The organism is Streptomyces sp. 2114.4 (genome assembly GCF_900187385.1).
Lineage (GTDB): Bacteria > Actinomycetota > Actinomycetes > Streptomycetales > Streptomycetaceae > Streptomyces > Streptomyces mooreae.
Map to the genome: position 1 here is coordinate 7,395,833 of NZ_FYEY01000001.1, position 26,136 is coordinate 7,421,968.

23 protein-coding genes are annotated in these 26,136 nt (G+C 71.7%); 11 read left to right on the forward strand and 12 right to left on the reverse strand.

Annotated elements, in window-relative coordinates; translation table 11 throughout:
- Positions 1–209: 209 nt before the first annotated feature.
- On the forward strand, positions 210–959 hold the full coding sequence (locus CFW40_RS32585; RefSeq protein WP_088801329.1) for a thioredoxin domain-containing protein: 750 nt from the start codon (positions 210–212) through the stop codon (positions 957–959).
- A gap of 71 nt (positions 960–1,030) precedes the next feature.
- Here the strand turns inward: CFW40_RS32585 and CFW40_RS32590 are convergent, their stop codons facing one another.
- The 3 genes from CFW40_RS32590 to CFW40_RS32600 all read right to left on the reverse strand — a co-directional run bounded on the left by CFW40_RS32590 (position 1,031) and on the right by CFW40_RS32600 (position 3,038).
- Positions 1,031–1,501, reverse strand: a complete 471-nt coding sequence (locus CFW40_RS32590; protein ID WP_088801330.1) for a hypothetical protein — start codon at positions 1,499–1,501, stop codon at positions 1,031–1,033.
- Between the two features lie 161 nt (positions 1,502–1,662).
- Positions 1,663–2,127: an ABA4-like family protein gene (locus tag CFW40_RS32595; RefSeq protein WP_088801331.1), complete on the reverse strand. Its 465-nt coding sequence runs from the start codon at positions 2,125–2,127 to the stop codon at positions 1,663–1,665.
- Entirely contained in the window at positions 2,124–3,038 is a 915-nt protein-coding gene (locus CFW40_RS32600; protein ID WP_256331707.1) for a hypothetical protein, read from the reverse strand. Before CFW40_RS32600 ends, CFW40_RS32595 begins: the two co-directional genes overlap by 4 nt.
- A 219-nt stretch (positions 3,039–3,257) precedes the next feature.
- Between CFW40_RS32600 and CFW40_RS32605 the strand changes: the two genes are divergently transcribed.
- Entirely contained in the window at positions 3,258–3,911 is a 654-nt protein-coding gene (locus CFW40_RS32605) for a MerR family transcriptional regulator (RefSeq protein WP_088801332.1), read from the forward strand.
- 405 nt (positions 3,912–4,316) lie between these two features.
- Here CFW40_RS32605 and adh read toward each other — a convergent pair whose 3' ends face one another.
- From adh to CFW40_RS32620, 3 genes are all read right to left on the reverse strand, one after another.
- Entirely contained in the window at positions 4,317–5,840 is a 1,524-nt protein-coding gene (gene adh, locus CFW40_RS32610; protein ID WP_088801333.1) for an aldehyde dehydrogenase, read from the reverse strand.
- Between the two features lie 67 nt (positions 5,841–5,907).
- Positions 5,908–7,233, reverse strand: coding sequence for a GAF domain-containing protein (locus CFW40_RS32615; RefSeq protein WP_088801334.1), 1,326 nt, complete (start codon positions 7,231–7,233; stop codon positions 5,908–5,910).
- A gap of 268 nt (positions 7,234–7,501) precedes the next feature.
- The gene (locus CFW40_RS32620; protein WP_088801335.1) at positions 7,502–8,785 is read right to left on the reverse strand and encodes a glycoside hydrolase family 18 protein; all 1,284 of its coding nucleotides are present in this window, start codon (positions 8,783–8,785) and stop codon (positions 7,502–7,504) included.
- A gap of 335 nt (positions 8,786–9,120) precedes the next feature.
- Between CFW40_RS32620 and CFW40_RS32625 the strand changes: the two genes are divergently transcribed.
- Positions 9,121–10,293 carry an acyl-CoA dehydrogenase family protein gene (locus CFW40_RS32625; RefSeq protein ID WP_088801336.1) on the forward strand — a complete coding sequence of 391 codons (1,173 nt, stop codon included), beginning with the start codon at positions 9,121–9,123 and terminating at the stop codon, positions 10,291–10,293.
- 157 nt (positions 10,294–10,450) lie between these two features.
- Here CFW40_RS32625 and CFW40_RS32630 read toward each other — a convergent pair whose 3' ends face one another.
- A complete protein-coding gene (locus tag CFW40_RS32630) occupies positions 10,451–11,608 on the reverse strand; it encodes a pyridoxal-phosphate dependent enzyme (RefSeq protein ID WP_256331153.1) in 1,158 nt (385 codons plus the stop codon).
- Positions 11,609–11,783: 175 nt separating this feature from the next.
- On the opposite strand from CFW40_RS32630, the gene CFW40_RS32635 reads away from it, so the two are divergent.
- Both CFW40_RS32635 and CFW40_RS32640 read left to right on the forward strand, forming a co-directional pair.
- A complete protein-coding gene (locus CFW40_RS32635) occupies positions 11,784–12,923 on the forward strand; it encodes a hypothetical protein (protein ID WP_088801338.1) in 1,140 nt (379 codons plus the stop codon).
- A complete protein-coding gene (locus CFW40_RS32640; RefSeq protein ID WP_088801339.1) occupies positions 12,920–14,029 on the forward strand; it encodes a phosphotransferase family protein in 1,110 nt (369 codons plus the stop codon). The genes CFW40_RS32635 and CFW40_RS32640 overlap by 4 nt, the downstream gene beginning before the upstream one ends.
- A gap of 45 nt (positions 14,030–14,074) precedes the next feature.
- Here the strand turns inward: CFW40_RS32640 and CFW40_RS32645 are convergent, their stop codons facing one another.
- Positions 14,075–14,503 (reverse strand): hypothetical protein, encoded by a 429-nt coding sequence (locus CFW40_RS32645; protein ID WP_088801340.1) that lies wholly within the window; start codon positions 14,501–14,503, stop codon positions 14,075–14,077.
- A 209-nt stretch (positions 14,504–14,712) separates the two neighbouring features.
- On the opposite strand from CFW40_RS32645, the gene CFW40_RS32650 reads away from it, so the two are divergent.
- The 5 genes from CFW40_RS32650 (at position 14,713) to fxsA (ending at position 20,611) form a co-directional block, all read left to right on the forward strand.
- Positions 14,713–15,153, forward strand: coding sequence for an Lrp/AsnC family transcriptional regulator (locus CFW40_RS32650; protein ID WP_026170119.1), 441 nt, complete (start codon positions 14,713–14,715; stop codon positions 15,151–15,153).
- A 57-nt stretch (positions 15,154–15,210) separates the two neighbouring features.
- Positions 15,211–16,866, forward strand: coding sequence for an amidohydrolase (locus tag CFW40_RS32655; RefSeq protein WP_088801341.1), 1,656 nt, complete (start codon positions 15,211–15,213; stop codon positions 16,864–16,866).
- A gap of 537 nt (positions 16,867–17,403) precedes the next feature.
- Complete coding sequence (lnt, locus tag CFW40_RS32660; RefSeq protein WP_371127246.1) at positions 17,404–19,125, forward strand: apolipoprotein N-acyltransferase; 1,722 nt, start codon at positions 17,404–17,406, stop codon at positions 19,123–19,125.
- Complete coding sequence (locus CFW40_RS32665) at positions 19,122–19,877, forward strand: polyprenol monophosphomannose synthase (protein WP_088801343.1); 756 nt, start codon at positions 19,122–19,124, stop codon at positions 19,875–19,877. The genes lnt and CFW40_RS32665 overlap by 4 nt, the downstream gene beginning before the upstream one ends.
- Before the next feature lie 116 nt (positions 19,878–19,993).
- Positions 19,994–20,611, forward strand: a complete 618-nt coding sequence (fxsA, locus tag CFW40_RS32670) for an FxsA family membrane protein (RefSeq protein ID WP_088801344.1) — start codon at positions 19,994–19,996, stop codon at positions 20,609–20,611.
- A 184-nt stretch (positions 20,612–20,795) separates the two neighbouring features.
- Here the strand turns inward: fxsA and CFW40_RS32675 are convergent, their stop codons facing one another.
- From CFW40_RS32675 to CFW40_RS32690, 4 genes are all read right to left on the reverse strand, one after another.
- Positions 20,796–21,173 (reverse strand): RNA polymerase-binding protein RbpA, encoded by a 378-nt coding sequence (locus tag CFW40_RS32675; protein WP_030080286.1) that lies wholly within the window; start codon positions 21,171–21,173, stop codon positions 20,796–20,798.
- 312 nt (positions 21,174–21,485) lie between these two features.
- Positions 21,486–22,868 (reverse strand): MFS transporter, encoded by a 1,383-nt coding sequence (locus CFW40_RS32680; protein ID WP_256331152.1) that lies wholly within the window; start codon positions 22,866–22,868, stop codon positions 21,486–21,488.
- A 145-nt stretch (positions 22,869–23,013) separates the two neighbouring features.
- Entirely contained in the window at positions 23,014–23,814 is an 801-nt protein-coding gene (locus CFW40_RS32685; protein ID WP_176956305.1) for a glycerophosphodiester phosphodiesterase family protein, read from the reverse strand.
- The gene (locus CFW40_RS32690) at positions 23,811–24,494 is read right to left on the reverse strand and encodes a YitT family protein (RefSeq protein ID WP_088801346.1); all 684 of its coding nucleotides are present in this window, start codon (positions 24,492–24,494) and stop codon (positions 23,811–23,813) included. Before CFW40_RS32690 ends, CFW40_RS32685 begins: the two co-directional genes overlap by 4 nt.
- Before the next feature lie 100 nt (positions 24,495–24,594).
- On the opposite strand from CFW40_RS32690, the gene CFW40_RS32695 reads away from it, so the two are divergent.
- On the forward strand, positions 24,595–26,100 hold the full coding sequence (locus tag CFW40_RS32695) for a PLP-dependent aminotransferase family protein (protein ID WP_088801347.1): 1,506 nt from the start codon (positions 24,595–24,597) through the stop codon (positions 26,098–26,100).
- Positions 26,101–26,136 lie beyond the last annotated feature (36 nt).

Genomic DNA, 26,136 nt, shown 5'->3' on the forward strand with positions numbered 1-26,136 from the left:
GGCGGGTAGCTCACCAGCCGGTTTGTCATGTGTTGGTGGTAGGTGCCGGCAGTGTGACGGAGCGGGAGTGGACTCCATGAGCAGCTGCGGGCCGAGGCCAGCACGAAGGGTGGCCGGCCCGGGATTTCCGCCTGAGTCCACCAATGCCGGTAATTTCCTGCCAGCCTCGTACTTTTATTCTAATCTCTCCTTGATCCGGGGAGGGATACATGAGTGGGGGACGTGGCCGAAGACAGCTGGCCGCCTTAGCGCTGACACTGGTTCTGCCGGGGCTGTTGTCGAGCGGATGCGGTGAACGCACCGCACGGGAGCCGTCGCCGAAGAAGGCCGCGTATGGCGGCCCGGCGAAGCTGCCCGAGAAACTCGACGTGGACGGCACCACCATCGTCGTCGGGGATCCGGAGGCCCCGGTCACGGTGCATCTCTACGAGGACCCACGCTGCCCCGTCTGCCAGGAGTTCGAGGTGACCGGCGGTGGACCGGCCCTCCGCGCCCTGACCCGGCGGCGCGAGACGAAGACCGAGTACACCTTCGCGTCGTTCCTCGACGAGAAGGCGGGTGGCGGTGGCTCGAAGAGAGCCGTCAACGCTCTGCGCGCCGCGCTGGAAGCCGGAAAGTTCGCCGAGTACCACGCCGTGCTCTACCGGCACCAGCCGGCCGAAGCCGTTGACGGCTACACCACCGCGTTGCTGCTGAAACTTGCCGGCAAGGTGGCCGGACTGCGCGGCCCGGCATTCGACTCCGCCGTCAAGACCATGAGGTACCGCGCGTTCGTCGACCGATCCGAGCGGGCCTTCGATCGGGCCGGTGAAGCTACCCCCCGCGGCCTGGGCACGCCCACGGCAGTGATCAACGGCGTGCAGCTGCCCGAGGAGTACTTCGGGATGCTCTTCGATCGGAAGGCGCTCACCCGGTTCCTCCGACTGATGAGGTATCAGCCGGAGCAATGGCCGTCCTGAGGGGCTCCTTGTCGATCTGGTGTGAGCCAGATGAGGGTGCCGGCGAGGGGGCGTACGCGTGCGGGTGCGCCTCAGCCGGTGCCGGCCAGGCGACGCATGATCGTCATGAGTGCGTCGGGCGGGGAGATGCTCATCGTCCGGCTTTCCTGGTCGAAGAGCGTGATCGATGTCAGGGCGCCGGCGCGCCACCAGAACACCCGAGGGGAGAGGCGTCCGGGGCCATCCTCGTAGGCGCCCTGCCCGAACTGTGCCAAGGCGTTGACGGCCTCGGCCACGTGCTTGTCGGTGAGCGGGTAGAAGACGAGGTTGTGCCGGTTCGAGACGACCAGGAGCACACCCTCGTCCGGTATCTCGGGGCCGCCGGCGGCCCGCACCGCCTCGTCGAAGACGAGCACCGTGCCGGCCGCGAACACCGACTCCGTGTGGCCGAGGAGGTGGAGGACCGCGCCACCGGGGAGATCGACGGTGTCGTAGTTGACCGGCTCGCTGAGCAAGTTGGTACGCGCGGCGGCCGCGAGGGTGTCCCACTCGACGAGGGCCACGTCGCGGTCTCTTGGTGGACAGGTTTGTCGAGACCATCTGTCCAGCCAGGAGCCTCACGGTCTGTATCCGGGTAGGCGGGCTGCGGGCCAAGTAGGTGCCGGAGGTGGGCTCAAGCTGCCGATCAGCCGTCTGTGGCGGGCGAGGCGGGGCCGTGCATGGCCTACGTGGCTTCGCGGGACGCGGCAACCGCGAGGTCGTCGCGGGCCGCACACCGTATCCTCGCTGCTCGCAGCCCCAGGAACGCCAGCAGCCCGAAGGGCGACAGCACGATCGTGAAGGCGAGCAGGGGCCCCATCAGCAGGGCGGGGATCCTGAGCCGTCTTGCCTCCCGGTACATCCACTGCCCGATGAGGAGATCCCAGGCGATGACCTGCGACCAGATGGCTCCCGCGCCGTCCGAGAGTGCCGTCAGCTCGCGGAAGGTGCCGAGGTCCGGGCTGCTGACCGCGGTCCAGAGTTCGGGCAACACCGGGACGGCAAGCGCGAGATAGATGAGCAGTACGGGCACCACGGTCACCGGTGACCCGGCGATGCGGGCGGTCGGCCCCCACGCGGGGACGAAGATCATGAGTAGCCAGACGGGTGCGGCCAGCCAGAAGGAGAGCTCAAAGAGGAATCCGGTCATGACGCGAGTTCCTGCGGGGCACTGGCGTCTTCGGCAGTTGGCCTGCCCGCAAGGGGAGTCGGAACCCGCAGCGATCCGTACGTCCCGAGAATGACGGCCACCAGAATCAGGCCGGCCACCCTCAGCGTCACGCTGTCCGGCCGGAGCAGCGGCTGACCCCGCAGCGCCTGCCAGAGGACCAGAGCGAAGGCGGCGGTGTAGCCGCCCGAGGCGAGCAGCATCAGGCGCAACCGTACCCGGCCGTCGGCAAGGCGGGGCAAGCGCGGTGCGAGGGCGGTCAGCACCATGACCAGCAGCGGCAGGAGCTGCAGTGCATGCATGCCGACGAAGTGCGGGATCCGCAGATCTCCGCCGGTCGTCGACCAGCCGGTCAGCGGCATGGAGGGACCGCCGTCCGGCACGCCCACGCTGTGCGCGCCGACCACCTTGGAGACGCCACGCCGCTGCCCCGGCGCGGGCTGGGTCATCAGGAATCCGACGGCAGCCCCGGCCAGCGCCAGGACGATGCCCGAGCGCATCGCCCAGGCGGACGCACGGTCGGCGATTCGGGCACGGAGCAACAGCACGGCGACGGCGAGCGTGCCGAGCCACAGAATGACGACCGTGACGGCCATCACGTTGAACAGCGCCTCGTCGAAGGGTGTTTCGTGGTTGAAGTGGCTGCGCTTCCCGCGCATCGCCTGCCCGACGATGATCACCATCTCGACGAGGCCGGCCAGCGCGACGACCGTCCCCGCCCACCATCCCGCGCGTCGACCTCGGGGGAGAAGCGAAAGCATCCAGGCCAGGGAGAGGCAGTACGCCACGAAGGAGACCGAGAACTTGAACGGCTTGAACCAGATCGGCGCGCCCACCAGCACGCGGTCGTCGGCGACGAGCCCCACGGCCGATACGGCCGCCATCACCGCCATTGCCACCGAGAACAGCACCAACGGCCGGTGCCACGACCGCCATGGAGCCGACGGCCACCGCGACGGCACAGACCACGAAGACGGAAATAACGAAGACATAGCTCCCCCTCATGGATAGCGGCACTATCCGCTATCTGATAGCGCAACTATCTATGATGGGAGGCGAAGTCGGCAAGCGCCGGCGAGGTGAGCGGGGCGAAGTCGAGGAGTGAACCGGCAGTGCGAATCGGAGAGTTGAGCCGAACAACCGGAGTGCCGGTGCCGACGATCAAGTACTACGTCCGTGAAGGGCTGCTGCCTCCGGGCGAGCTGACCAGCCCGAATCAAGCGACCTACGGCGAGGCCCACGAGCGCCGGCTGCAACTCATCCGCGCCCTGCTCGATGTGGGCGGCATGAAGGTGGCCGAAATCGCGGACGTACTGACCGCCATCGACGATCCGGTGCGTCCGCTGCACAAAGTGCTCGGCGCTGCCGCGGACCGTCTCGGTAACACGAACATCGAGCGCGACGACACCGAGTCGGCGGCCGCGCATGCCGTCGTCGCCGACCTCATCTCCCGGCGTGGCTGGCGGACGCACGAGTCGGACCCCGCCGCGGCCGACCTGTCCATGGCCCTTTCCTCCATGGCCCGGTTGGGGCACGGGGCGTTCGTCGAAGTGCTCGACGACTACGCCGACGCCGCCGAGCAGGTCGCCCGCGCCGACCTCGGGTATGTGGACCGGCGGGTGTCGGTCGAGGACATGGTGGAGAGCGTGGTGATCGGAACCGTACTGGGTGAGGCGGTGTTCAGCGCACTGCGCAGGCTGGCCCATGTGGACGCCTCGGCGAAGCTGTACGGCGCGGAGGGGCCGCCGGAGCGGAAGACGAGCTGACCCCACGCACGTGGGAAAAGGCTCATTACCTCGGTGCGGCATGGCGTTGTGCGTGGCGACGGCACGGCCGCTGACTCGCCTCCACCAGGACTGGTCAGGCGCATCGGCGCGGGCCAGGGCATCGTGGTCCTCTTGCGCCACCACGCCAAGTTCCTGGACGGCGTGCGGGAACAGCGAACCACCCATCGAGCAGTCCATGCAGGAGGGGGACCGCATCAGCCGGGGTGCGGTGCCCGGGGCCTGAGCCGGGGCTGTGGTCCGCGACTGGTCCGAAGCGCTGGCCAGGAGCAGGATGGCCGAGGGAGGAACCGGGAGTTACCGCGTACACCGGGCCCGACTGTGAGCGGGCCGGGGAAGAGGCGCCCGACAGGCGAAAGCCCAGTTCAGGCGCCTCTTCTTGGGCGTCTAGAAGAAGCCGAGCTTCTTCGGGGAGTACGACACCAGCAGGTTCTTCGTCTGCTGGTAGTGATCCAGCATCATCTTGTGGTTCTCCCTGCCGATCCCGGACTGCTTGTAGCCGCCGAAGGCCGCATGGGCCGGGTAGGCGTGGTAGCAGTTGGTCCACACCCGGCCGGCCTGGATGGCGCGGCCCGCGCGGTAGGCGGTGGAGCCGTCGCGGGTCCAGACGCCCGCGCCGAGGCCGTAGAGCGTGTCGTTGGCGATGCCGATCGCGTCGTCGAAGTCGCTGAACGGGGCCACGGCGACCACCGGGCCGAAGATCTCCTCCTGGAAGACCCGCATCTCGTTGTTGCCCTCGAAGATCGTCGGGCGGACGTAGTAGCCGCCCTCCAGTTCGCCGCCGAGCTCGGCGCGGGAGCCGCCGGTCAGGACGCGGGCGCCCTCCTTCTGGCCGATGTCGAGGTAGGAGAGGATCTTCTCCAGCTGGTCGTTGGAGGCCTGCGCGCCGATCATGGTGTCGGTGTCCAGCGGATGGCCCTGGACGATCTTCTCCGTGCGCGCCACGCCGGCTTCCAGGAAGTCCTGGTAATGACCGCGCTGGATCAGCGCCCTGGACGGGCAGGTGCACACCTCGCCCTGGTTGAGGGCGAACATGGTGAAGCCTTCCAACGCCTTGTCGTGGAAGTCGTCCACCGCGGACGAGACGTCGTCGAAGAAGATGTTGGGGCTCTTGCCGCCCAGTTCGAGCGTCACCGGCCGCAGGTGTTCGGAGGCGTACTGCATGATCAGGCGGCCGGTGGTGGTCTCGCCGGTGAAGGCGACCTTGGCGACCCGGGGGCTGGACGCCAGCGGCTTGCCGGCCTCGGCACCGAAGCCGTTGACGATGTTGACCACACCGGGCGGCAGCAGGTCCGCGACCAGGCTCATCCAGTAGTGCACGGACGCGGGGGTCTGTTCGGCCGGTTTGAGGACGACGGCGTTGCCCGCGGCAAGTGCCGGGGCGAGCTTCCAGGTCGCCATCAGGATGGGGAAGTTCCAGGGGATGATCTGGGCGACGACCCCGAGCGGTTCGTGGAAGTGGTACGCGACGGTGTCCTCGTCGATCTCCGACAGGGAGCCTTCCTGGGCGCGGATGGCGCCCGCGAAGTAGCGGAAGTGGTCGATGGCGAGCGGGATGTCGGCCGCCAGCGTCTCCCGTACGGGTTTGCCGTTCTCCCAGCTCTCCGCGACCGCCAGCGCCTCCAGATTGTGTTCCATCCGGTCGGCGATCTTGTTGAGGACGGTGGCGCGTTCGGCGGCGGCCGTACGGGCCCAGCCGGGCGCGGCCGCGTGCGCCGCGTCCAGGGCGCGCTCGACGTCCTCGGCGGTGCCCCGCGCCACCTCGGTGAACGGCTGGCCGTTGACCGGGGTCGGGTTCTCGAAGTACCGGCCCAGTGCGGGCGCCACGAACTCGCCGCCGATCCAGTGGTCGTAGCGGGGCAGGTAGCTCATGACGGCATCGGCGGAACCCGGGCTGGCGTAACGGGCCATGGTGCGGCCTCCCAATCGCTCTCGGCGCGGTGCCCGCCACTCCCGTGTGACGGGCGTTGTGCGCAGGCTATGGCGGGGGAGGTTGCGTGAACGTTGCGACGCGCGCGGCGGCGGGCGCGGGCACGGCGCGCGAGGAGGCGCCGGTCGTCAGGCCGTACGCCGCCCGCAGCCGGTCCGCGGTCGCCATCGGTGCGCTGCGGGCCGGGGAGCGTTCCGGGAGGGTGTCCACCAGGGTTTCCCAGACCTCCAGGTCGTCCTCGCCCCAGGGGGTGCGCGACCACTCGCGCAGCAGCGCGGGGTCGCGGGCGGCGAGCAGCGTACGCCGGAGCCGGTCCTCCAGCGCGCCGCGCAGCCGCTGTACACCGGGCGCCTCCGACAGCGGCAGCAGCGGGCCGCGGTACGCGCCCAGCGCGGAGCGCACCTCGCCGGCGTCCAAGGCCTCCCCGACGGCGGACAGATCGGTCTCGACGGGCCGGCTCAGCCGGTACGGACGCGAATGCAGCAGCGTGCCGACGAGATGACGCAGCCGGGACAGCTCGGCCCGCAGCGTCACCGGGCGCATCTCGCGCTCGCCGTACAGCAGCACCGAGAGCTGATCACCCGTCAGCCCGTCGGGGTGCCGGGCCAGCAGCACCATGATCTCGCTGTGGCGCCGGCCGAGCCGCAGCCGCTGCCCGTCCACCACCAGCAGCGCCTCGTCCCGGCCGAGAGCCGACAGACAGACGCCCAACTCGGGTACATCAGAGGCGAGATGGGCTTCCGCGGCGCGTGCGGTGGCCTGGACGAGCGCCAGGCTGTGGGGGCTCGCCAGATGGTCGCCGCCGGTGATGTCGACCGCGCCCAGCAGCCGTCCGGTCCGCGGATCGTGCAGTGGGGCGGCGGCGCACGTCCAGCGCTGCACCTGCCGGTTGTAGTGCTCGGCGGCGAAGATCTGAACGGCGTGATCGGCGGCGAGCGCGGTGCCCGGGGCATTGGTGCCGGCGTGCCGTTCATCCCAGCGGGCGCCGGCCACGAAGTTCATCCGCTCGGCGCTGCGCCGCACCCCGCGGTGCCCTTCCACCCACAGCAGCCGTCCCTGCGGATCGCAGACGGCCAGCAGATGCGCGCCGTCCTGCGCGAAACTGCCCAGCAGCTCCCGGAAGACGGGCATCGCGCGGGCCAGCGGGTGCCCGTTCCGGTAGGCGCCCAGGGCGGCCTCGTCCAGCTCGATGGGTGCGGCGCCGTCCGCCGCGGCCCGGGCGTCGGCGGAGCGGCGCCAGGAGTCGGCGACCACCCGGCGGACCGGTGGCGCGACGGTCCCGTCGCTGAGGAAGGCGGCATGGGCCCGGCGCACCGTGCGCGTGCGCTCCACCGGATCGGTACCGGTCTCCATCGCCAGCCAAGGGTTGACCACGTGTCACCTCTTCACCTGCGGCTCGTCGCTTACGGGCGATGGTGCTCGTACGGGACGGGAGCGTAAACCCCGCGGGCGCGCCGGGTCACCCACGGGCGTCACCACGGTCACCACGTGCGCAGCCGTCACCGTGGTCACCGTGCGCGCAGCCGTCATCGGCGAGCGCGGCCGTGCCGGTGACGGGCGCGGCCGCCGGGCCCGGCCGCTGCCGTACGACGGGCGGGCGGGAGGCCGCCGCCTCCCGCCCGCCCGGTTCCGCTCCTGCCGCCTACCTGATCGCCTTGATCAGCTCACCGCCCGCGGTGTCACCGCTCAGCTCCCAGAAGAACGTGCCGCCCAGGCCCTGTGCGTCCTTGTAGGCCATCTTCGTGCCGATGGTCCCCGGGGTGTCATAGCTCCACCACTGGTCGCCGCACTTCGCATAGGCGGTGCCGCCGACCTTGCCGGTGGCCGGGCAGCGGCCCTTGAGCACCTTGTAGTCGTCGATACCGGCCTCGTACGTGCCCGGTGCCGCGCCGGTCGCGCTGCCACCCGGCGCATCCTGGGTGACTCCCGACCAGCCACGGCCGTAGAAGCCGATCCCCAGCAGCAGCTTGCCCGCCGGAACACCGAGGCCCTTGAGCTTGGCGATGGTGTCGGTGCTGTTGAAACCGGCCCTCGGGATGCCGCTGTACGCCGTCAGCGGGGAGTGCGGCGCCGTCGGGCCCTTGGCGTCCCAGGCCCCGAAGTAGTCGTACGTCATCGGGTTGTACCAGTCGACGTACTGCGCCGCGCCGGCGTAGTCGGCCGCGTCGATCTTGCCGCCGGGCGAGGCGTCCGCGGTGATCGCCGCGGTCACCAGACTGCTCTGGCCGAACGCCGACCGCAGGGCCCGCATCACCTTGGTGAAGGCGTCCCGGCCGCTGGTGTCGCAGGTCAGACCGCAGGCGTTGGGGTACTCCCAGTCGATGTCGATGCCGTCGAAGACATCCGCCCAGCGCCTGTCCTCGACCAGGTCGAGGCAGGACCGGGCGAACGCATCGGGGCTCTTGGCGGCCTCACCGAAGCCACCCGACCAGGTCCAGCCGCCGAACGACCAGATCACCTTGAGGCCCGGGTGCAGTTTCTTGAGCTTGCGCAGCTGGTTGAAGTTGCCGCGCAGTGCCCCGTTGTCCCAGGTGTCCGCCTTGCCGTCGACGCTCTGGTCGGCGGTGTAGGCCTTGTCGTAGTCGGCGTAGGAGTCGCCGATGGCGCACCTGCCGCCCTGGACGTTGCCGAAGGCGTAGTTGATGTGGGTCAGCTTGGCCGCCGAGCCCGAGGTCTCGATGTTCTTGACGTGGTAATTGCGGTCGTAGACACCCCAGTTGGTGAAGTATCCGACGACCTTGTTGCCCGCCGCGGCGGCCTTCGGGGCGGGCGCGGCAGCCGCGGACGGGTGGTGTGCGGCGGGGGCGGCGGCCGGGTCGGCGGCGGCCGGCCCGGCGAGCAGGGTGCCGGCCAGTGCCGCCGTACACAGCGCGGTGGCGGCGGCGATCACTGTGCGTGGTGAACGCATCCGGTGCGGTCTGAGCATGCTGTCTCCTCGGAGGGGGGCGAGGGGTGGAGCCTGACCTGCGTCCGAATTGGCATGAACGCGTTGAACGTTGGGGGAGAAGGTAGAAGGACTAGACCAGTGCGTCAATGGTTCGGACCAATACGGTGACCGGGCGGTGCGGGGCCGATTGCCGCAGGCCGTGATGATCAACCCGTGACGCGAGGCCGCCGATCGGGCATACTCCTAGCGCCACCGCCGCAGGTCATCGCCTTCCGCAACCCGGAAAGCGATCATCGGCCTGGCACGACGAAACCGGCGCCGCCGCCCACCCTGCGCGTGTCGCCGCAGCGCCCGACAGGGAGGAGAGCGCCGCCATGACCGAGTACGGCCCCCGGCCGGTGGACCGCAGGCTGCCCACGGAGGAAGCCCGCGACCTGTTGACCCTCGTACGCGAGCTCGCCGAGCGCGAGATCAGGCCAACGGCCGCCGAGGAGGAGGACGCCGGCCACTTCCCCCGTGAGACCTTCACCCTGCTGTCGGAATCCGGACTGCTCTCGCTGCCCTATGACGAGGAATTCGGCGGTGGCGGCCAGCCCTACGAGGTCTACCTCCAGGTCCTGGAAGAGCTCGCCGCCGCCCGGCTCACCGTCGGCCTCGGCGTCAGCGTGCACACCCTCGCCTGCCACGCGCTCGCCGGATACGGCACCAAGGAGCAGCGCGCCGAACACCTGCCGGACATGCTCGGCGGCGGACTCATCGGCGCGTACTGCCTCTCCGAGCCCTCCTCGGGCTCCGACGCCGCCTCCCTGACCACCCGGGCGACCCGGGAGGGCGACACCTGGCGCCTGGAGGGCACCAAGGCCTGGACCACCCACGGAGGCGTGGCCGACTTCTACACCGTGCTGGCCCGTACGGGCGGCAGCGGCGCCCACGGCATCACGGCCTTCCTCGTGCCCGGCGACGCCGAAGGCCTCAGCGCCGCGGCGCCCGAGCGCAAGATGGGTATGAAGGGTTCCCCGACGGCCCAGCTGCACTTCGACGCCGTCCGCGTCCCCGACTCCCGCCGCCTCGGGGACGAGGGGCAGGGCTTCGCCATCGCCCTGTCCGCCCTGGACTCCGGGCGCCTGGGCATCGCGGCCTGTGCCGTCGGCGTCGCCCAGGCCGCGCTGGACGAGGCGCTTGCCTACACCGCCGAGCGGCAGCAATTCGGCCGCCCGATCGTCGACTTCCAGGGCCTGCGCTTCATGCTCGCCGACATGGCCACCCAGATCGAGGCCGGCCGCGCCCTGTATCTCACCGCCGCCCGGCTGCGCGACGCCGGTCTGCCGTTCTCCAAGGAAGCGGCGATGGCCAAGCTGTTCTGCACGGACACCGCGATGCGGGTGACCACCGACGCAGTCCAGCTCCTCGGCGGCTACGGCTACACCCTCGACTTCCCGGCCGAGCGCTATATGCGTGAGGCCAAGGTCCTGCAGATCGTCGAGGGCACCAACCAGATCCAGCGGATGGTCATCGCCCGCCATCTCGCGGGCCCCGAGACGCGCTGAGCGGAGGCGGGGCGGGGCGGAGGCGGGCCCGGACGTTGCCGGGGCGGGCCCGCTTGCCGGGCCCGGCCTCGCCCGCACGCCCCACGCCCCGCACGCTCCTCGCCCGCGTCCGTGCCGCCCCGTCGGTCCGCTCGCCCGCCCCTCAGGCCTCCCGGCCTCAGCCCACCAGCCCCTTGAGCCCCGTGGCCGTCCCGAGCGCGACCACCAGGGTGCCGGGCGTGCGGGCCGGCTCCCGCGCCACGGCGGACCCGACGGCGGAGGACGGCTCCAGGATCAGGCCCTGCGCCGCCAGCCTCCGGTGTTCCGCCCCGATCGCCTCGTCGTCCAGCGCCACGGCCGTTCCCGCGGTGCGCCACAGCGCGTCGAGCCCCTGCCAGCAGGGCCGCTCCTCCCCGAGGGAGAACGCCACCGTGGGCCGGGCCGCCACCCGTGTGCGCTCCTGGTCCGCGCGGTCCGGGCAGCGCAGCGCGGCGGTGAACGGCGCCGCGGCGGACGGCTCCGCGGCCACCAGCCGGGGCTCGTGTGCGATCAGTCCCGCGGCCGCCAACTCCCGGAAGCCGCGGCCGACTCCGGCCAGCAGATCCGCCCGGCTGGTGGGCACCACCACCACGTCGATCCGCCGCCCGGCAAAGTCCCGCGCCAGCTCGTAGGCGACCGACTTGTACCCCTCGTTGGCGTACGGATTCCCGCCCGGCGACGGCGAGGAGTAGCTGGTCAGCGGGTACCAGTGGTGCTCCTCGACGGCCTTGGCCATCGCCGCGTTGCGGGCGGCGGTGCTGCCCGGATGCACCCGGCGCTCTGCGCCCAGCGCATCGATCTGGGTCCGCAGCCCGGCAGGCACCTTCTCGTTGGTGAACACCACACAGCGCAGCCCGGCCCGCGCCGCATACGCCGCGGCCGCCGCCCCGGCATTGCCGGAGGACGCCGCGACCACGGTGCCGGCACCGGCTGCCACCGCCGCGGCCACCCCGACGGCCATCGCCCGGTCCTTGTGGGAGCCGGTCGGATTCCCACCCTCGTATTTCAGCCACAACTCCCCGGCGGGCGCGCCGTCCTGGGGCGGCTCCGAGCCCGACCGCAGCCGGATGCAGGGGGTGTTGCCCTCTCCCAGCGTGACCGGCGGTCCGGAGACCGGCAGCGCCGTCGGCAGACCCCACGGCCCGCCCGGATACCCGGCGAGGTCCACGCCGGCCAGATCCGCGAGCGGCGGCATCGTGTTGACGCCGATGCCCTCCGCGGCACAGGTCCGGCACCCGGCGAAGCCCTCCGCGGCGCGGGCGCAGCGCAGGCAGTGCAGAGGAGGTCGTGAGGTCACCGTGGCTCCAGGGGTCGGTCGGGCATCGACCCGAAAGGTAACAGGTGAAGCGGGCATTCGACCCCTACGCATTTCGCGGGTCTGGTCGTCCGTCTTGAGCTGACGTACCGTCAACTTCCGCTGTGGGGGCCCGAACCGTGCCACGCCCCGACGACCGCGCGCCCAGGAGGAGACCGTGCCCGACCGCCCCATCGCGCTCGACGAGTACCCGATCCACCAGGTCCCGCTGTCCATGCGGCATGTCGCCACCGGCGACCGCAACGCCTACGACCGGTGCATCTTCCACGTCATGGACCACTCCGGCCGCGCCCTGCTGATCGCCGGCCTCGGTGTCTACCCCAACACCGGTGTCATCGACGCCTATGCCACCCTCCGTCTCGGCGACCGGCTGCACGCCGTACGGGCCTCCGACGCGCTCACCGACGACCGCCTCGCCCTCACCGTCGGCCCGCTCACCCTCACCGTCGAGGAGCCGCTGGCCCGCCTGCGGCTGACCTGCGCCGCGGACCCCGACGACCCGGACGGCCTGGCGTACGACCTGACCTGGACCGCGGCGTTCCCCGCCACCTGGGAGCCGCACCACACCCAGTACCGCGGCGACCGGCTGCTGCTCGAAGGCCGGCGGTTCGTCCAGGCAGGCACCTGCAGCGGCAGCATCCGCGTGGCCGGGCAGGAGCTCGCCGTCACGGCGGGGGAGTGGACCGGCACCCGCGACCGCAGTTGGGGCGTACGCCCGATCGCGGGTGAGGACGGCGGACGGGCGGCCGAGGAGCTGCGGCCCGAGGGCTTCCACTGGATCTGGTGCCCGGTGCGCTTCGATGACCGCTTCGTGATGGTCATCGTCCAGGAGGACGCCGACGGCCACCGCACCCTGAACGGGGCCACCATGGTCCGCGAGGGCGTCCACGACGTCCAACTCGGCTGGCCGCACACGGACATCAGCTACCGCCCCGGCACCCGCCACCCCGAACGCGCCGTCATCCATCTCACCGACCCGGCCCGCAAACCCCTCGACCTCACCGCCGAAATCCTCACCTCCTCGCCTCTCGCCGTGGGCGCCGGCTACCCTCCGGCGAGCGCCGACGACTGGCAGCACGGCACCTGGCGCGGCCGCGGCTGGACCGACCGCCGCAGCTACGACCTCTCCGACCCGGCAGCCCACCCCCTCGCCGCCTACGGAGTCACCGACCACGCCGCCCGTTTCACCCTCGACGGCCGGACCGGCTACGGCATCTTCGAGCACGGCAGCTTCGGCCGGCACGATCCGAGCGGCTTCACCGGCTATGACTCCGTCGCGCAGGAGGCCGGACAGTGAGCACGGCGCCCCGGCCCCGCACCACCACCCGCGACCCCGAAGCGCTGGCCCGCCGGCTCACCGCCTGGCTCGGCACCCGGCTCCCCGGCGCCCGAGCCGTCTCCCCGTCCGTACCGGACTCCAACGGCATGTCCAGCGAGACACTGCTCTTCGACATCGACCACCCCCGGCCGCCGTCCGGGCCGGAGAGCGGTCCCCGCTCCTGCGCACTGCGCCTCGCCGCCGACCCCGCCGCGTACACCGTCTTCCCGCGCTACGACATGGCCCGGCAGTACCGCACCATGCGCCTGGTCGCCGCACACACCGACCTGCCCGTGCCCCGCACCCTCTGGCTCGAAGAGGATCCGGCGTACCTCGGCGCGCCGTTCTTCGTCATGGCGCGCGCCGCCGGCCGCGTTCCACCGGACGTCATGCCCTATACGTACGAGGGGAATTGGCTGTACGACGCCACTGACGCCCAGCGCGACCAGCTGGAGGCCGCCAGCGTGTCGGTCCTCGCCCGCCTGCACGACCAAGTCCCCTCCGGCGCGGCCGACTTCCTCGCCACCCCCGGAACGGGAGACGCGCTGCGACGTCATATGGAGGCTCAACAGGACTACTACCGCTGGGTGGTTGACGGGCGCCCCCGTTCCCCACTGATCGAGCGCGGCTTTGCCCGGCTGGCCGACCTGTGGCCGGCGGACCCCGGGGAGACCGTTTTGACCTGGGGCGACGCCCGGATCGGCAATATCGTCTACGACGGATTCGAGCCGGCGGCCGTACTCGACTGGGAGATGGCCGCCCTCGGCCCCCGGGAACTCGACCTGGGCTGGATGATCTTTCTCCACCGCTTCTTCCAGGACCTCACCGAGAGCGGCGGCCAGCGGGGGCTGCCCAGATTCCTGTGCCGTGACCGCGTCGAGGACCGCTATGCCCGGCTCACCGGACACCGGCCCCGCGCCATGGAGTTCCACACCCTCTACGCGGCCCTGCGGCACGCCATCGTCATGCTGCGAGTGGCCTACCGCCAGGTCCACTTCGGGGAAATCCCGGTCCCGGCCGATGCCGATGCGTTGATCCTGCACCGCGGGACCCTGGAAGCGATGATCGAGCGCCGCTACTGGTGAGCCCGGGCGGCGTACGGGCCTGCCGGCCGGGGCCGGCAGGCGCACTCAGCTGAGCGGGCGCATCCGCGGCACCCGGACCGGCCGGGTGCCGGGCCCGCCGAGGTGCGAGAACGGCTGGCGGCGCCAGTCCAGGCTCTCCGGGAGCGTCAGCAGCACGGCCGCGTCCTGCTCCTGGGCGTCCAGGGTGTCGGCGGTCCTGGCGGCCTCGGAGACCGTCCGCCCGGAGCCCTGGCACACCGTCAGGCCGAAGGGGTTCCACGGCGAGGCGCACAGGGCGTGCTCGGGGAGCGTGTACTCGTCCGCCAGCAGTGCGATCGGCTGCAGGCAGTCGGGGCAGGTCACGCGGTAGATCTCATAGGTGTCGAAAGAGTCGACCTCCGCACCGTCGTCGCCCGGGCCGCCGGGACCGTCGCCCTCCTGGGCGCCGGTGTGCGCGGCAGCGGAGTCCTGCTCAAGGCGTCGCATGATGTCCATCCCCCTCGGGTGGGTCGGTCGTACCGCTGACTTCCTGTGACGGGCGGTCCCGGCCACCAGCAGCAATTCCCTTCATGCCGCACGCATAATCGCGGGCACCCCACCGACACCGGATCACATGTGTGGCATTGGTCACATGAACCGGCGTGGGGGTGTCCACGATCCGGCGCACGGTGCGCATACGCCCCCGCGCGCAGTAGGTTGAGCGGGTGGAGGAGTTGGACCGACAAATCGTGGATCTGCTCGTCAAGGACGGGCGGATGAGCTACACCGACCTGGGCAAGGCCACCGGCCTGTCCACCTCGGCGGTGCACCAGCGGGTGCGCCGCCTGGAGCAGCGCGGTGTCATCCGGGGCTATGCCGCCATCGTGGACCCCGAAGCCGTGGGCCTGCCGCTCACCGCCTTCATCTCGGTCAAACCCTTCGACCCCAGCGCGCCGGACGACATCGCCGACCGCCTGGCCGAGGTCCCCGAGCTGGAGGCCTGCCACAGCGTCGCCGGCGACGAGAACTACATCCTCAAGGTCCGGGTCGCCACCCCGCTGGAGCTGGAGCACCTGCTCACCCGCATCCGGACCCTCGCCGGTGTGTCGACCCGCACCACGGTCGTGCTCTCCACCCCCTACGAGGCCCGGCCGCCGCGCATCTGACCGGCGAGCGCCCCCCTGCGTGCGGCCCGTCCGTCCGCAGGGGCCAAACTGTCCGGTATGAGCGAGCCCCTTTCCCAGCTGGCCCGGAAGGACTCTTCCCGGCCCCGCACCGTCCTGCTGCGCGGCGGTGAGGTGCACAGCCCCGCGGACCCCTTCGCCACCGCCATGGTCGTCGAAGGCGACCGCATCGCCTGGGTAGGGGAGGAGGGCGCGGCCGACTCCTTCGCCGAGGGCGTGGACGAGGTCATCCCGCTCGACGGTGCGCTCGTCACGCCGGCCTTCACGGACGCACATGTGCACACCACGGCAACCGGTCTCGCGCTCACCGGCCTCGATCTGGTCGGGGCAGGCACCCTGTCCGACGCGCTCGCCCGGATCCGCGCCTACGCGGACGCGCGCCCGGCGGACCGCATCCTGCTCGGGCACGGCTGGGACGCCGGCGTCTGGCCGGAGGGGCGCCCGCCGTCCCGCGCGGAACTGGACGAGGCCACCGGTGGCCGCCCGCTCTACCTCACCCGGGTCGACGTGCACTCCGCCGTCGTGACCACGGCCCTGCTGGATCTGGTCCCCGGCATCCGCGACCGGGACGGGTTCCACGACGGTGCCCCGCTGACCGGTGCCGCCCATCACGCGGCGCGCAAGGCCGCCTACGCCACCGTCACCCCCGCCCAGCGGGCCGAGGCCCAGACCGCGGCGCTCGCCCGCGCCGCCTCGCTCGGCATCGGCAGCGTCCACGAGTGCGCCGGTCCGGACATCTCCGGCGAGGACGACTTCACGGGGCTGCTCGCCCTGGCCCGGGAAGGCAACGGCCCCCGGGTCATCGGCTACTGGGCCGAGCTGATCGCATCCGCAAAGGATGCGGAGCGGATCAGGGAACTCGGGGCGCTCGGCGCCGCGGGCGATCTGTTCGCCGACGGCTCGCTCGGCTCCCACACCGCCCATCTGCACGCCCCCTACGCCGACGCCGGCCACACCGGAACCGCCCAGCTCGACGCCGAGGCCGTCGCCGCCCATGTCGCCGCCTGCACCGAGGCCGGGCTCCAGGCGGGCTTCCACGCCATCGGCGACGCCGCCCTGACCAGCGTCGTCACCGGAGTACGCGCCGCCGCCGACCGGGTCGGCCTCGACCGGGTCCGCGCCGCCCGGCACCGCGTCGAGCACGCCGAAATGCTCACCGAGGACACCCTCGCCGGCTTCGCCGACCTGGCCCTGACCGCCTCCGTCCAGCCCGCCTTCGACGCGGCATGGGGCGGCGAGGACGGCATGTACGCCGCCCGCCTGGGCGCCGAGCGGGCCCGCACGCTCAACCCCTACGCCGCGCTGCTCAAGGCCGGTGTCCCGCTCGCGCTCGGGTCGGACAGCCCGGTCACCCCGCTCGACCCCTGGGGCACGGTGCGCGCCGCCGTCTTCCACCGCACCCGTGCCCACGGCATCTCCGCCCGCGCCGCGTTCACCGCCCACACCCGTGGCGGCTGGCGCGCCATCGGCCGGGACGACGCGGGCGTCCTGGTGCCCGGCGCCCCCGCCGACTACGCGGTCTGGCGCACCGGGGACCTGATCGTCCAGGCCCCCGACGAGCGGGTGCAGCGCTGGTCCACCGACCCCCGCTCCGGCACCCCGGGCCTGCCCGATCTCACCCCCGGCAACGACCTCCCGGTGTGCCTGACCACGGTCGTCGGCGGGCGAACCGTCTTCGGGCCGCCGAACGAGTGACATCGCGCGGGCAGGTGCCGGTGCGGGCTGCGCTTGCCGCTTCTTGCCTCACTTGGGGGCGCTCGCGGCTGACCTGGGGCGACGCGAAACGACGCAGGTGCAGCACCTGTTGACAGCAGACGGTCGGCGGCCGGTAGGTTCGGCCGAGTCCACCACCAGGACGTCCGACCGGGAGACCTCCGCGCAGTCGTCGAACGCAGCTGGGCCACGGGGTGGTGCGCCACTGGGGCACACCACCACTGGGAGCCAGGTCCAGCACCAGCGGCACGGGACAACGGAGCGTTTCGGCCGGATGGGGGTCCCTCCCTGCTCCGTGGGAGCTTGGGGGAAGGTGCGACCCGGGTGGGGCCCGGACGCTCAGTAGACAACGGCTTTCGGTCGACCCGCAGCCAGCGGGTCCCAGGTCGGCCCGAAGGGCGCCGGGCCCCTATCCGCACCGCACCGCGGCCCCGCTCTGCGCGCCGCGGGCCCGCCCGCGGCCTCGCCCGGTGCCCCTTCACCTTTTGTGCACCCCATAGCCGTCATCCCGGCTTCCCGATGTACGGTCAGCTCACCACCGCACGACCTGCAGGAAGGCCCGCGACCGTGCCATCGGGTTCCGACACCACCGAAGAAGCCGTCAGCGACACCTCGCCCGACGGCCCGGTGCCGCACGCCGGGACGGGCTCCACCGCTGAGCCCGCGCGCCCCGGGCGGGCGCGACGGCTCGCCGCCCTGATGCGCCGGGAGGCGCTGCGTACCGGCCTTGCGGCCGTTTTCGGCATCGCGCTCGGCCTGGCCTTCCCGCCGTACGACCTGTGGCCGCTGTCCGTGGTGGCCGTCGCCGCGCTGTCGCTGCTGACCCGTGGCCGCACTGCCCGCCAGGGCGCCTGGACGGGTTTCGCCTTCGGGCTGCCGTTCTTCCTGATCCTGCTGAAGTGGCTGCATGTGGTCGGGTGGGACGCCGTGTTCGGCCTCTCGGTCGCCGAAGCGCTCTTCCTGACGCTGCTGGGCGCGGCGCTCGCCGTGACCTCCCGGCTGCCGGGCGGTCCGCTGTGGGCCGCCTGCCTGTGGGTCGCCGAGGAATGGGCCCGCGACCGGCTGCCGTTCGGCGGTTTCCCGTGGGGCCGGCTCGCGTTCGCCAACACCGGTTCCCCGTTCACCCCGCTCGCCGCGCTCGGCGGTGCCCCGCTGGTGACCTTCGCCGTGGCGCTGGCCGGCGCGCTGCTCGCCGTATGCGCCGCCGCGCTCTGGCAGCTGCGCGGCAACGGCTCGCTGCGCCGGGCCGTCCCGGCCCTGGAAGCCTTCGGGCTCGCCGCGGCGGTCACCCTGGCCGGCGCCATGGTGCCCGTTCCCACGAAGGCCGACGACACCGCTGACATCGCTGTCGTCCAGGGCAACGTCCAGCAGCCCGGCATGGACTTCCTGGGCCGCCCTATGATGATCACCGACAACCACGCCACGGCCACCGAAAAGCTCGCCGCCGACGTCAAGGCCGGCCGGGCCAGGAAGCCGGACCTGGTCATCTGGCCGGAGAACTCCTCCGACCTCGACCCGTACAAGTACCCGCAGGCCTACGACCGGATCGACGAGGCCGTGAAGGCCATCGGGGTGCCCGTCCTCGTCGGCGCCCTGATCGACCACCCCTCCAAGAAGGGCTATGTCTTCAACGAGGGCATCGTCTGGGACCCGAAGAAGGGGCCGGGCGCTTCCTACACCAAGCAGCACCCGGTGCCGTTCGGCGAGTACGTGCCGTTCCGGGAACAGCTCAGCAAGATCATTACGCGTTTCCAGCGGGTGCCCCGCGACTTCTACCCCGGTGACCACACCGGTGTGCTCCACGTCGGCCCCGCCCGGCTCGGCGACGTCATCTGCTTCGAGGTCGCCTACGACCAGATCGTGCACGACACCGTCGGCGCGGGCGCCCGTGCCCTGGTCATCCAGACCAACAACGCCACCTACGGCCGCTCCGGCCAGCCCGAGCAGCAGCTGGCGATGTCCAAGCTGCGCGCCGTCGAACACGGCCGGGCCGTGGTCACCGCGGCCACCAGCGGGATCAGCGCCGTGGTCGCCCCGGACGGCAAGATCACCCACCGGATCCCCGAGTTCACCCAGGGCGTGGTCTCCGCGCGGATTCCGCTGCGGGACGAAACGACGCTCGCCGACCGCGTCGGCGCCGCTCCCGAGTGGGTGCTCGCTATCGTGGGTCTTCTGTCCTGTGCCGCAGCGGCAGTTGCCGGCCGGCGCGGGCGAACGAAGGACGAGAAGGGGCAGCAGTGACAGACGGGCAGCGGCAGTACGGTCCGCTCGGCACCACGTTGGTGATCATTCCGACGTACAACGAGGCGGAGAACATCAAGCCGATCGTCTCGCGGGTGCGGTCCGCCGTCCCCACGGCACATGTCCTCGTCGCGGACGACAACAGTCCTGACGGCACCGGCAAGTTCGCCGACGAACTGGCCGCCGATGACGAGCAGGTCCACGTCCTGCACCGCAAGGGCAAGGAAGGCCTCGGTGCCGCCTACCTGGCGGGCTTCCGCTGGGGGATCGACCACGGCTACGACGTGCTGGTCGAGATGGACGCCGACGGCTCGCACCAGCCCGAGGAGCTGCCGCGGCTGCTCACCGCCCTCAAGAGCGCCGATCTCGTCCTCGGATCGCGCTGGGTGCCCGGCGGCCGCACCGTCAACTGGCCGACGTACCGCCGGCTCATCTCCCGCGGGGGCAGTACGTACTCCCGCTTGATGCTGGACCTCCCGCTGCGCGACCTCACCGGTGGTTTCCGGGCCTTTCGCGCGGAGGCGCTCAAAGGGCTGGGCCTGGATGACGTGGCCTCCCAGGGGTACTGCTTCCAGGTCGACCTCGCCCGCCGCGCGGTGCAGGCCGGCTATCACGTCGTCGAGGTGCCGATCACCTTCGTCGAGCGGGAACTGGGCGACAGCAAGATGAGCCGTGACATCGTCGTGGAGGCCCTGTGGCGGGTCACGGCCTGGGGCCTCGGCTCCCGGGTGGACAAGATCCGCGGCCGCTGACGCCGGGGCGCTGACGCCGGGCCTGCTGAGGCCGGGACCGCTGCGCCGGGCCGGAGATGATCCATCCCGCGTGACCCTCGGGAAGTGGGGCGGCAGGGGCCAGGCACACTTGAGGCATGACGTTCGGAGCCACGCCACCGCCGAGTTCCCGCCCGCCCCAGCGCTCGCGCGCCCGCCGGTTCGTCCCCTTGGGCCTCGCCGCCTGGCTGGTGCTGGAGATCTGGCTGCTGACCGTCGTCGCCGGAGCCACCAACGGCCTGACGGTCTTTCTTCTGCTGGTCGCCGGAGTGATCATCGGCGGCTATGTGGTCAAACGGGCCGGCCGTCGTGCCTGGCGCAACCTCACCGAGAGCTTGCAGACCACCGGCGGCCCGGCGGCTCCCGGCAACTCCGCCGCATCCGGCAACGGCACCTCGGGCACGGCCACATCCAGCGACGGCAAAACCGGCAGCGGCAATACGCTCCCGATGGCCGGCGGGCTGTTGCTGATGATCCCCGGGCTGGTGTCCGACGCCATGGGGCTGCTCTGCCTGTTCCCGCCGACCGGGAAGCTGATCCAGCGCCGCGCCGAAAAGCTGCTGAACCGGCGGGCGGGCTACGCCCCGGGCTCGTTCGGCGATGCCTTCCAGCAGGCGCGGATGCACCGGCCCGACGGCAAGGTCGTCCAGGGCGAGGTCATCCACGAGGACGAGCCTTCTTCCCCGCGCCGACAGGACCCGCCGCTGACCGGCTGAGCGCAGGCGGGCGCCCGAGGCGTGCGGACGACGCCCGGCGTGTGCGGGCACCTGGCGTGTGCGGCGTGTGCCGGTGCCCGGCGCGTGCGCACGCCAGGTGTGTGCGGGTGCGGACGCAGCAAGGGCCGGGCCACTGCACAGTGCAGTGGCCCGGCCCTTCGTGCTGCTTGGCGCAGGTCCCTTGTCAGGCGGACTTGCGGTTGCTGTCGCGCGGATGCACGGCAATGTTCATGGTGCCGGAGCGCAGGACGGCCAGCCGTTCGGCCAGCACCTCCTCCAGCTCCTCGCGGGTGCGCCGCTCCATGAGCATGTCCCAGTGCGTACGCGCGGGCTTACCCTTCTTTTCCTCAGGGCCATCGCCATCCACCAGAAGCGAAGGTGCACCGCATACCTTGCACTCCCACTCCGGCGGAATCTCGGCCTCAACCGAGAACGGCATCTCGAATCGATGTCCGTTCTCGCATGCGTACTCCACCGCCTGGCGCGGGGCCAGGTCGATGCCGCGGTCGGTCTCGTAGCTGGTCACCACGAGTCGCGTGCCGCGGAGAGCTCGCTCACTCATGAATCGTGCCTCCCGGGCTTGTCGCCCACAGGACAGGTGTCGCTGTCGTCGTCATCCGGTCAACGTCCGGTCGGCGGTGAAGATTCCCGTATTCGAAATTCGGGACATGCGCCCACCCGTCGCCCACCACCGCCCATGATGGAGGCGCTGTGCGCCGCTGCCTTCCTTCGTGCCGCCCCTTGTTGTACCCACCAGCGCCCGGTTTGTCACATCTGGCAGCAGATGTCACCCAGCGCCATCGAGAGAGAAGCGCGCAGTAACGGTCCGCCTGGTGAGCCAAAGGCGTACACTACCGGCCCGCACGCCCTGGAGCTAAATCCGGTCAGGTACGGGATTTCCCGCCGCGGCGATCGCCCGTCCCACCGGCACCCTCGCCAACAGGACAAAACCGATCACAAAGAACGCCACCAGGGACACGATCGCGTCCCGGTAGCTCCCGGTGAGCTGGTAGGCCACCCCGAATACCAGCGGCCCCAGCCAGCTCACGCCCCGGTCGCTCATCTCGTACGCGGAAAAATATTCCGCTTCTTTGCCGTGCGGTACCAGATGGGAGAACAGCGAACGGGACAGCGCCTGGCTTCCGCCCAGGACCAGACCGATGCCGGCGGCCAGCCCGAAGAACCACCCGGGCGCCTTCGCGGGCAGGAAGTAGCCGGCCGCGAGCGTCAGCACCCACGCCACCAGGGAGCCCAGGATCGTCCGCTGCGCGCCGTACCGTCCGGCCAGGCGTCCCATGAGCAGGGCGCCCGCCGCGGCCAGCACCTGGACCAGCAGGACCGCCACGATCAGCGTCGTCTGGTCCAGGCCTAGCTCCTCGGAGCCGTACACGGAGGCCTGGGTGATCACCGTCTGTACGCCGTCGTTGTAGACGAGGTAGGCGAGGAGGAAGGAGAGAGTGAGGGGATGGCGGCGCATGTGGCGCAGCGTCTCCCGCAGCTGCTGCCGCCCCTGGCCGAGCGCGGCGGCGCCGGGCCCGGCGGGCTGCTTGGCGGTGGCTGCCCGCCGGTCGCGCAGCCGGCGCAGCGGAATCACCGAGAACGCGCCCCACCACAGCCCCGCCGACGCCAGGCAGATGCGCACCGCGGCGCCCGTGGACAGGCCGAAGGAGTCGTGTGCGCCGTAGAGCACCAGGTTGGCGACCAGGACCAGCGCTCCGGCCGCGTAGCCGAACGCCCAGCCGCGGGAGGAGACCGCGTCCCGCTCCTCGGGCCGGGCGATCTGCGGCAGGAAGGAGTTGTAGAGCATCATCGACACCACGAACGCGACATTCGCGAGGACCAGCAGCGCCCCGCCCAGCAGATAGCGGTCGCCGCCCAGGAAGAACATCCCCGTCGTCGCCGCGGCGCCCACGTAGGCGCAGCCGCCCAGCAGCGGCTTCTTCCGGCCGGTCCGGTCGGCCAGCGCTCCGGCGAGCGGCATCGCCAGCACCGACAGCAACAGCGACGCGGACACCGCATACGCATAGAAGGAGCCCGCGCGCACCGGCACGCCCAGGGGGTGCACAAAGCCGTCCGCGTCCGCCGCGGCTTTCGCCACCGAGGTCAGATACGGCCCCAGGAACACGGTCAGCACGGTCGTCGAATAGACGCTGTTGGCCCAGTCGTACCAGTACCAGCCGCGTTGTTCCCGGCGCCGGGCGGCCGTCTCGTCCCCGCCCTCGTCCACGCCTTCGGCCACGGCTCGTGTGCTCTCCACGCCCACCCCCGTCTTCCCGTCCCCGTTCACGGCGGCGGACGACGGCCGGCGGAGCCCGGTACCGGGTGCGTCCGCATCTGCCGTCCGGCTCGCGACGCCCCGTGGATCCAGCCCCCTCGCCCGGTCCGGCCGGCATCCCCGCCGGTCAGACCCAGCACCCCCGCTCGGTCAGCACCGCCCGCAGCGTCTCGATGTGGTCCGTCATGATGCCATCCACGCCGAGGTCCAGGAGCGCCGCCATCCGGTCCGCGTCATTGACCGTCCAGACGTGGACCTGCATGCCCAGCGCGTGCGCGGCGCGCAGGAAGAGCGGATCGACGACGGGGAGGCCGGACTGCCGCTCGGGAACCTGGACGCAGACCGCGCTGCGCCGCACCGCCGCGCCCAGCAGCCGGTCCAGCGGCAGCACCCCGCGGCCGTACGACCGCAGCCGCAGGCCGGCCACGCCGCGGGTGCCGAGCGAGGTCGCCATTTGGCGTCCGGCCAGCCGCTGGGCGCGGGCCACCCGGGCCTCCGAGAACGAGCCGACGCACACCCGGTCCCAGGCGTTCGTGCGGCGCAGCAGCGCGAGCAGCGGAGCGAGCGCGGCATCGGCCTTGAGGTCGACGTTCCAGCGTGCCCCGGGGAACTCCTCCAGCAGCTCCTCGAACAGCGGCAGCGGCTCGTGGCCGCCGACGCGGGCCTGTCGCACCGCGCGCCAGGGGAGCTGCCCGATCGCGCCACGGGAGTCGGTGACGCGGTCGAGCGTCGCGTCATGGAAGGCGACGAGCTCTCCGTCCGAGGTGGCATGCACATCGGTTTCCAGATAGCGGTAGCCGAGGCCGACCGCGCGGCGGAAGGCGGCGGCGGTGTTCTCCAGGCCCTCGGCCGCCCCGCCCCGGTGGGCGAAGGGGAGCGGCACGGGGTGGTCGAGATAGACGTGGCGGGTGCGTATCGCTGGGGTCACTCCGGCAGTATTGCGTGCTCGGGTGAAGCACCTCCGCGGGCCACCACCGGTGAGGGCTTCACGGGCCGGTCCCCGATCGCGAAGCGCCGCAGGAAGAACTGCGCCAGAGGCCCGATGGCCAGCGCATAGACCACCGTGCCGACCCCGACGGACCCGCCCAGCAGGAAGCCGGTGGCCAGCACCGTCACCTCGATGCAGGTCCGCACCAGCCGCACCGGACGGCCGGTCCGCAGATGCAGCCCGGTCATCAGCCCGTCCCGGGGTCCCGGACCGAAGTCGGCGGAGATGTACAGGCCGGTCGCGGCACCGTTGAGCAGGACGGCGCCCGCCAGCAGCGGGATGCGCGCGGCCGGCGAGTGCAGCTGCGGCATCCAGGCCAGCGTCGCGTCCATCACCAGCCCGAGGATCACCACATTGGCCACCGTGCCGAGGCCGGGGCGCTGGCGCAGCGGGATCCACAGCAGCAGGATCAGCGCACCGGCGACGATGGTGACCGTGCCGATCGACAGCCCCGTATGGCGGGATATGCCCTGGTTCAGCACGCTCCACGGCTCCAGGCCGAGCCCGGCCCGCAGCATCAGCCCCATGCTCACGCCGTACAGCGTCAGCCCCGTGAAGAGCTGGATCAGCCGGCGCACCGGCAGCCCCCTTCCCGGTCCGCTTTTCCCGAATATGGACATGAATTTCCCTCTCCTGGCAGGATTGGACCGACGCATGACACCATGTGGCAGGTCCGGGCTCGCGAAGTAGAGCCAATTCGGGGAAGGTGGACTGATCTTCATGGCTCAGTGGACTTCAGCGGTGGGTGCACCCCAACTCGCCCGGCTGCTCCGGTCGCAGGACCCGTCCGAGGCACAACTCACCGCCGCCGGACGCCGTTTGCCGGCCTACCGCAGCCTTGCCGACGGCGTCCGCCGGCTCGTGCTGGAGGGCCGGGTGCCGGTCGCGGCGCGCCTGCCCGCCGAGCGCGAGCTGGCCACGGCCGTCGGCGTCAGCCGCACCACCGTCGCCGCCGCCTATGAAGCGCTGCGCGCCGAGGGATTCCTGGAGTCCCGGCGCGGCTCAGGCAGTTGGACCGCCGTCCCGGCCGGTAACCCGCTGCCCACCCGCGGCCTGGAACCGCTGCCCCCGGAGGCCGCCGGCTCCATGATCGACCTGGGCTGCGCCGCCCTCCCGGCTCCCGAGCCGTGGCTCACTCGCGCCTTCCAGGGCGCGATGGCCGACCTCCCGCTCTATGCCCACACCCACGGCGACTACCCCGCCGGTCTGCCGGTCCTGCGCCAGGCCCTCGCCGACCGCTACACCGCCCGCGGGATCCCCACCATGCCCGAGCAGATCATGGTGACCACGGGCGCGATGGGCGCGGTGGCCGCGATCTGCCGGCTGTGTACGAGCCCCGGCGAGCGGGTGGCCGTCGACTCCCCGTCGTACGCCAACATCCTCCAGCTGATGCGGGACGCCGGCGCCCGGCTCGTCCCGGTCGCGCTCGCCGACAAGCTGGCCGGCTGGGACGTCCCCGTCTGGCGCCAGGTGATGCGTGATGCCGCGCCCCGTATGGCGTATGTCGTCGCCGATTTCCACAACCCCACCGGCACCCTTGCCACCGAGGACCAGCGCCGGCGCCTCGTCGATGCCGCCCGGTCGGCCGGCACCCTGCTCGTCGTCGACGAGACCATGACCGAACTCCAGCTGGACGAGGACCCCGCACCGCCCCGTCAGGTGTGCGCGTTCGACCCCGCCGGCAGCGCCGTGATCACGGTCGGCTCGGCGAGCAAGGCGTTCTGGGCCGGGATGCGGATCGGCTGGGTGCGTGCCGCCCCCGACATCATCCGCAGTCTGGTCGCCGCCCGCGCCTACTCCGACCTGGGCTCACCGGTGCTCGAACAGCTCGCCATCGCCTCGCTCCTGGAGGGTGGCGGCTGGGAAGCGGCCGTCGGCATCCGCCGCGAGCAGGCCCGTGAGAACCGCGACGCGATCGTCGAGGCGCTGCACCGGCACCTCCCCGACTGGGAGTTCAGCGTTCCCCGCGGCGGCCTCACCCTCTGGGCCCGTACGGGCGGACTCTCCGGCTCCCGGATCGCGGAGGCGGGGGAACGGCTCGGGGTGCGGGTGCCCTCCGGCCCGAGGTTCGGCGTCGACGGTGCCTTCGAGGGCTTCGTACGGCTGCCCTTCACGGTCAGCGGAGCCGTCGCCGAAGAGGCCGCGGTCCGGCTGGCAGGCGCCGCTCGACTGGTGGCGACGGGCGCACCCGTGGACACGGAGATGCGGCAGGTGTTCGTGGCCTGACGGCTGATCAGCGGGCCGGCCCCTCGGGGCGCAGCG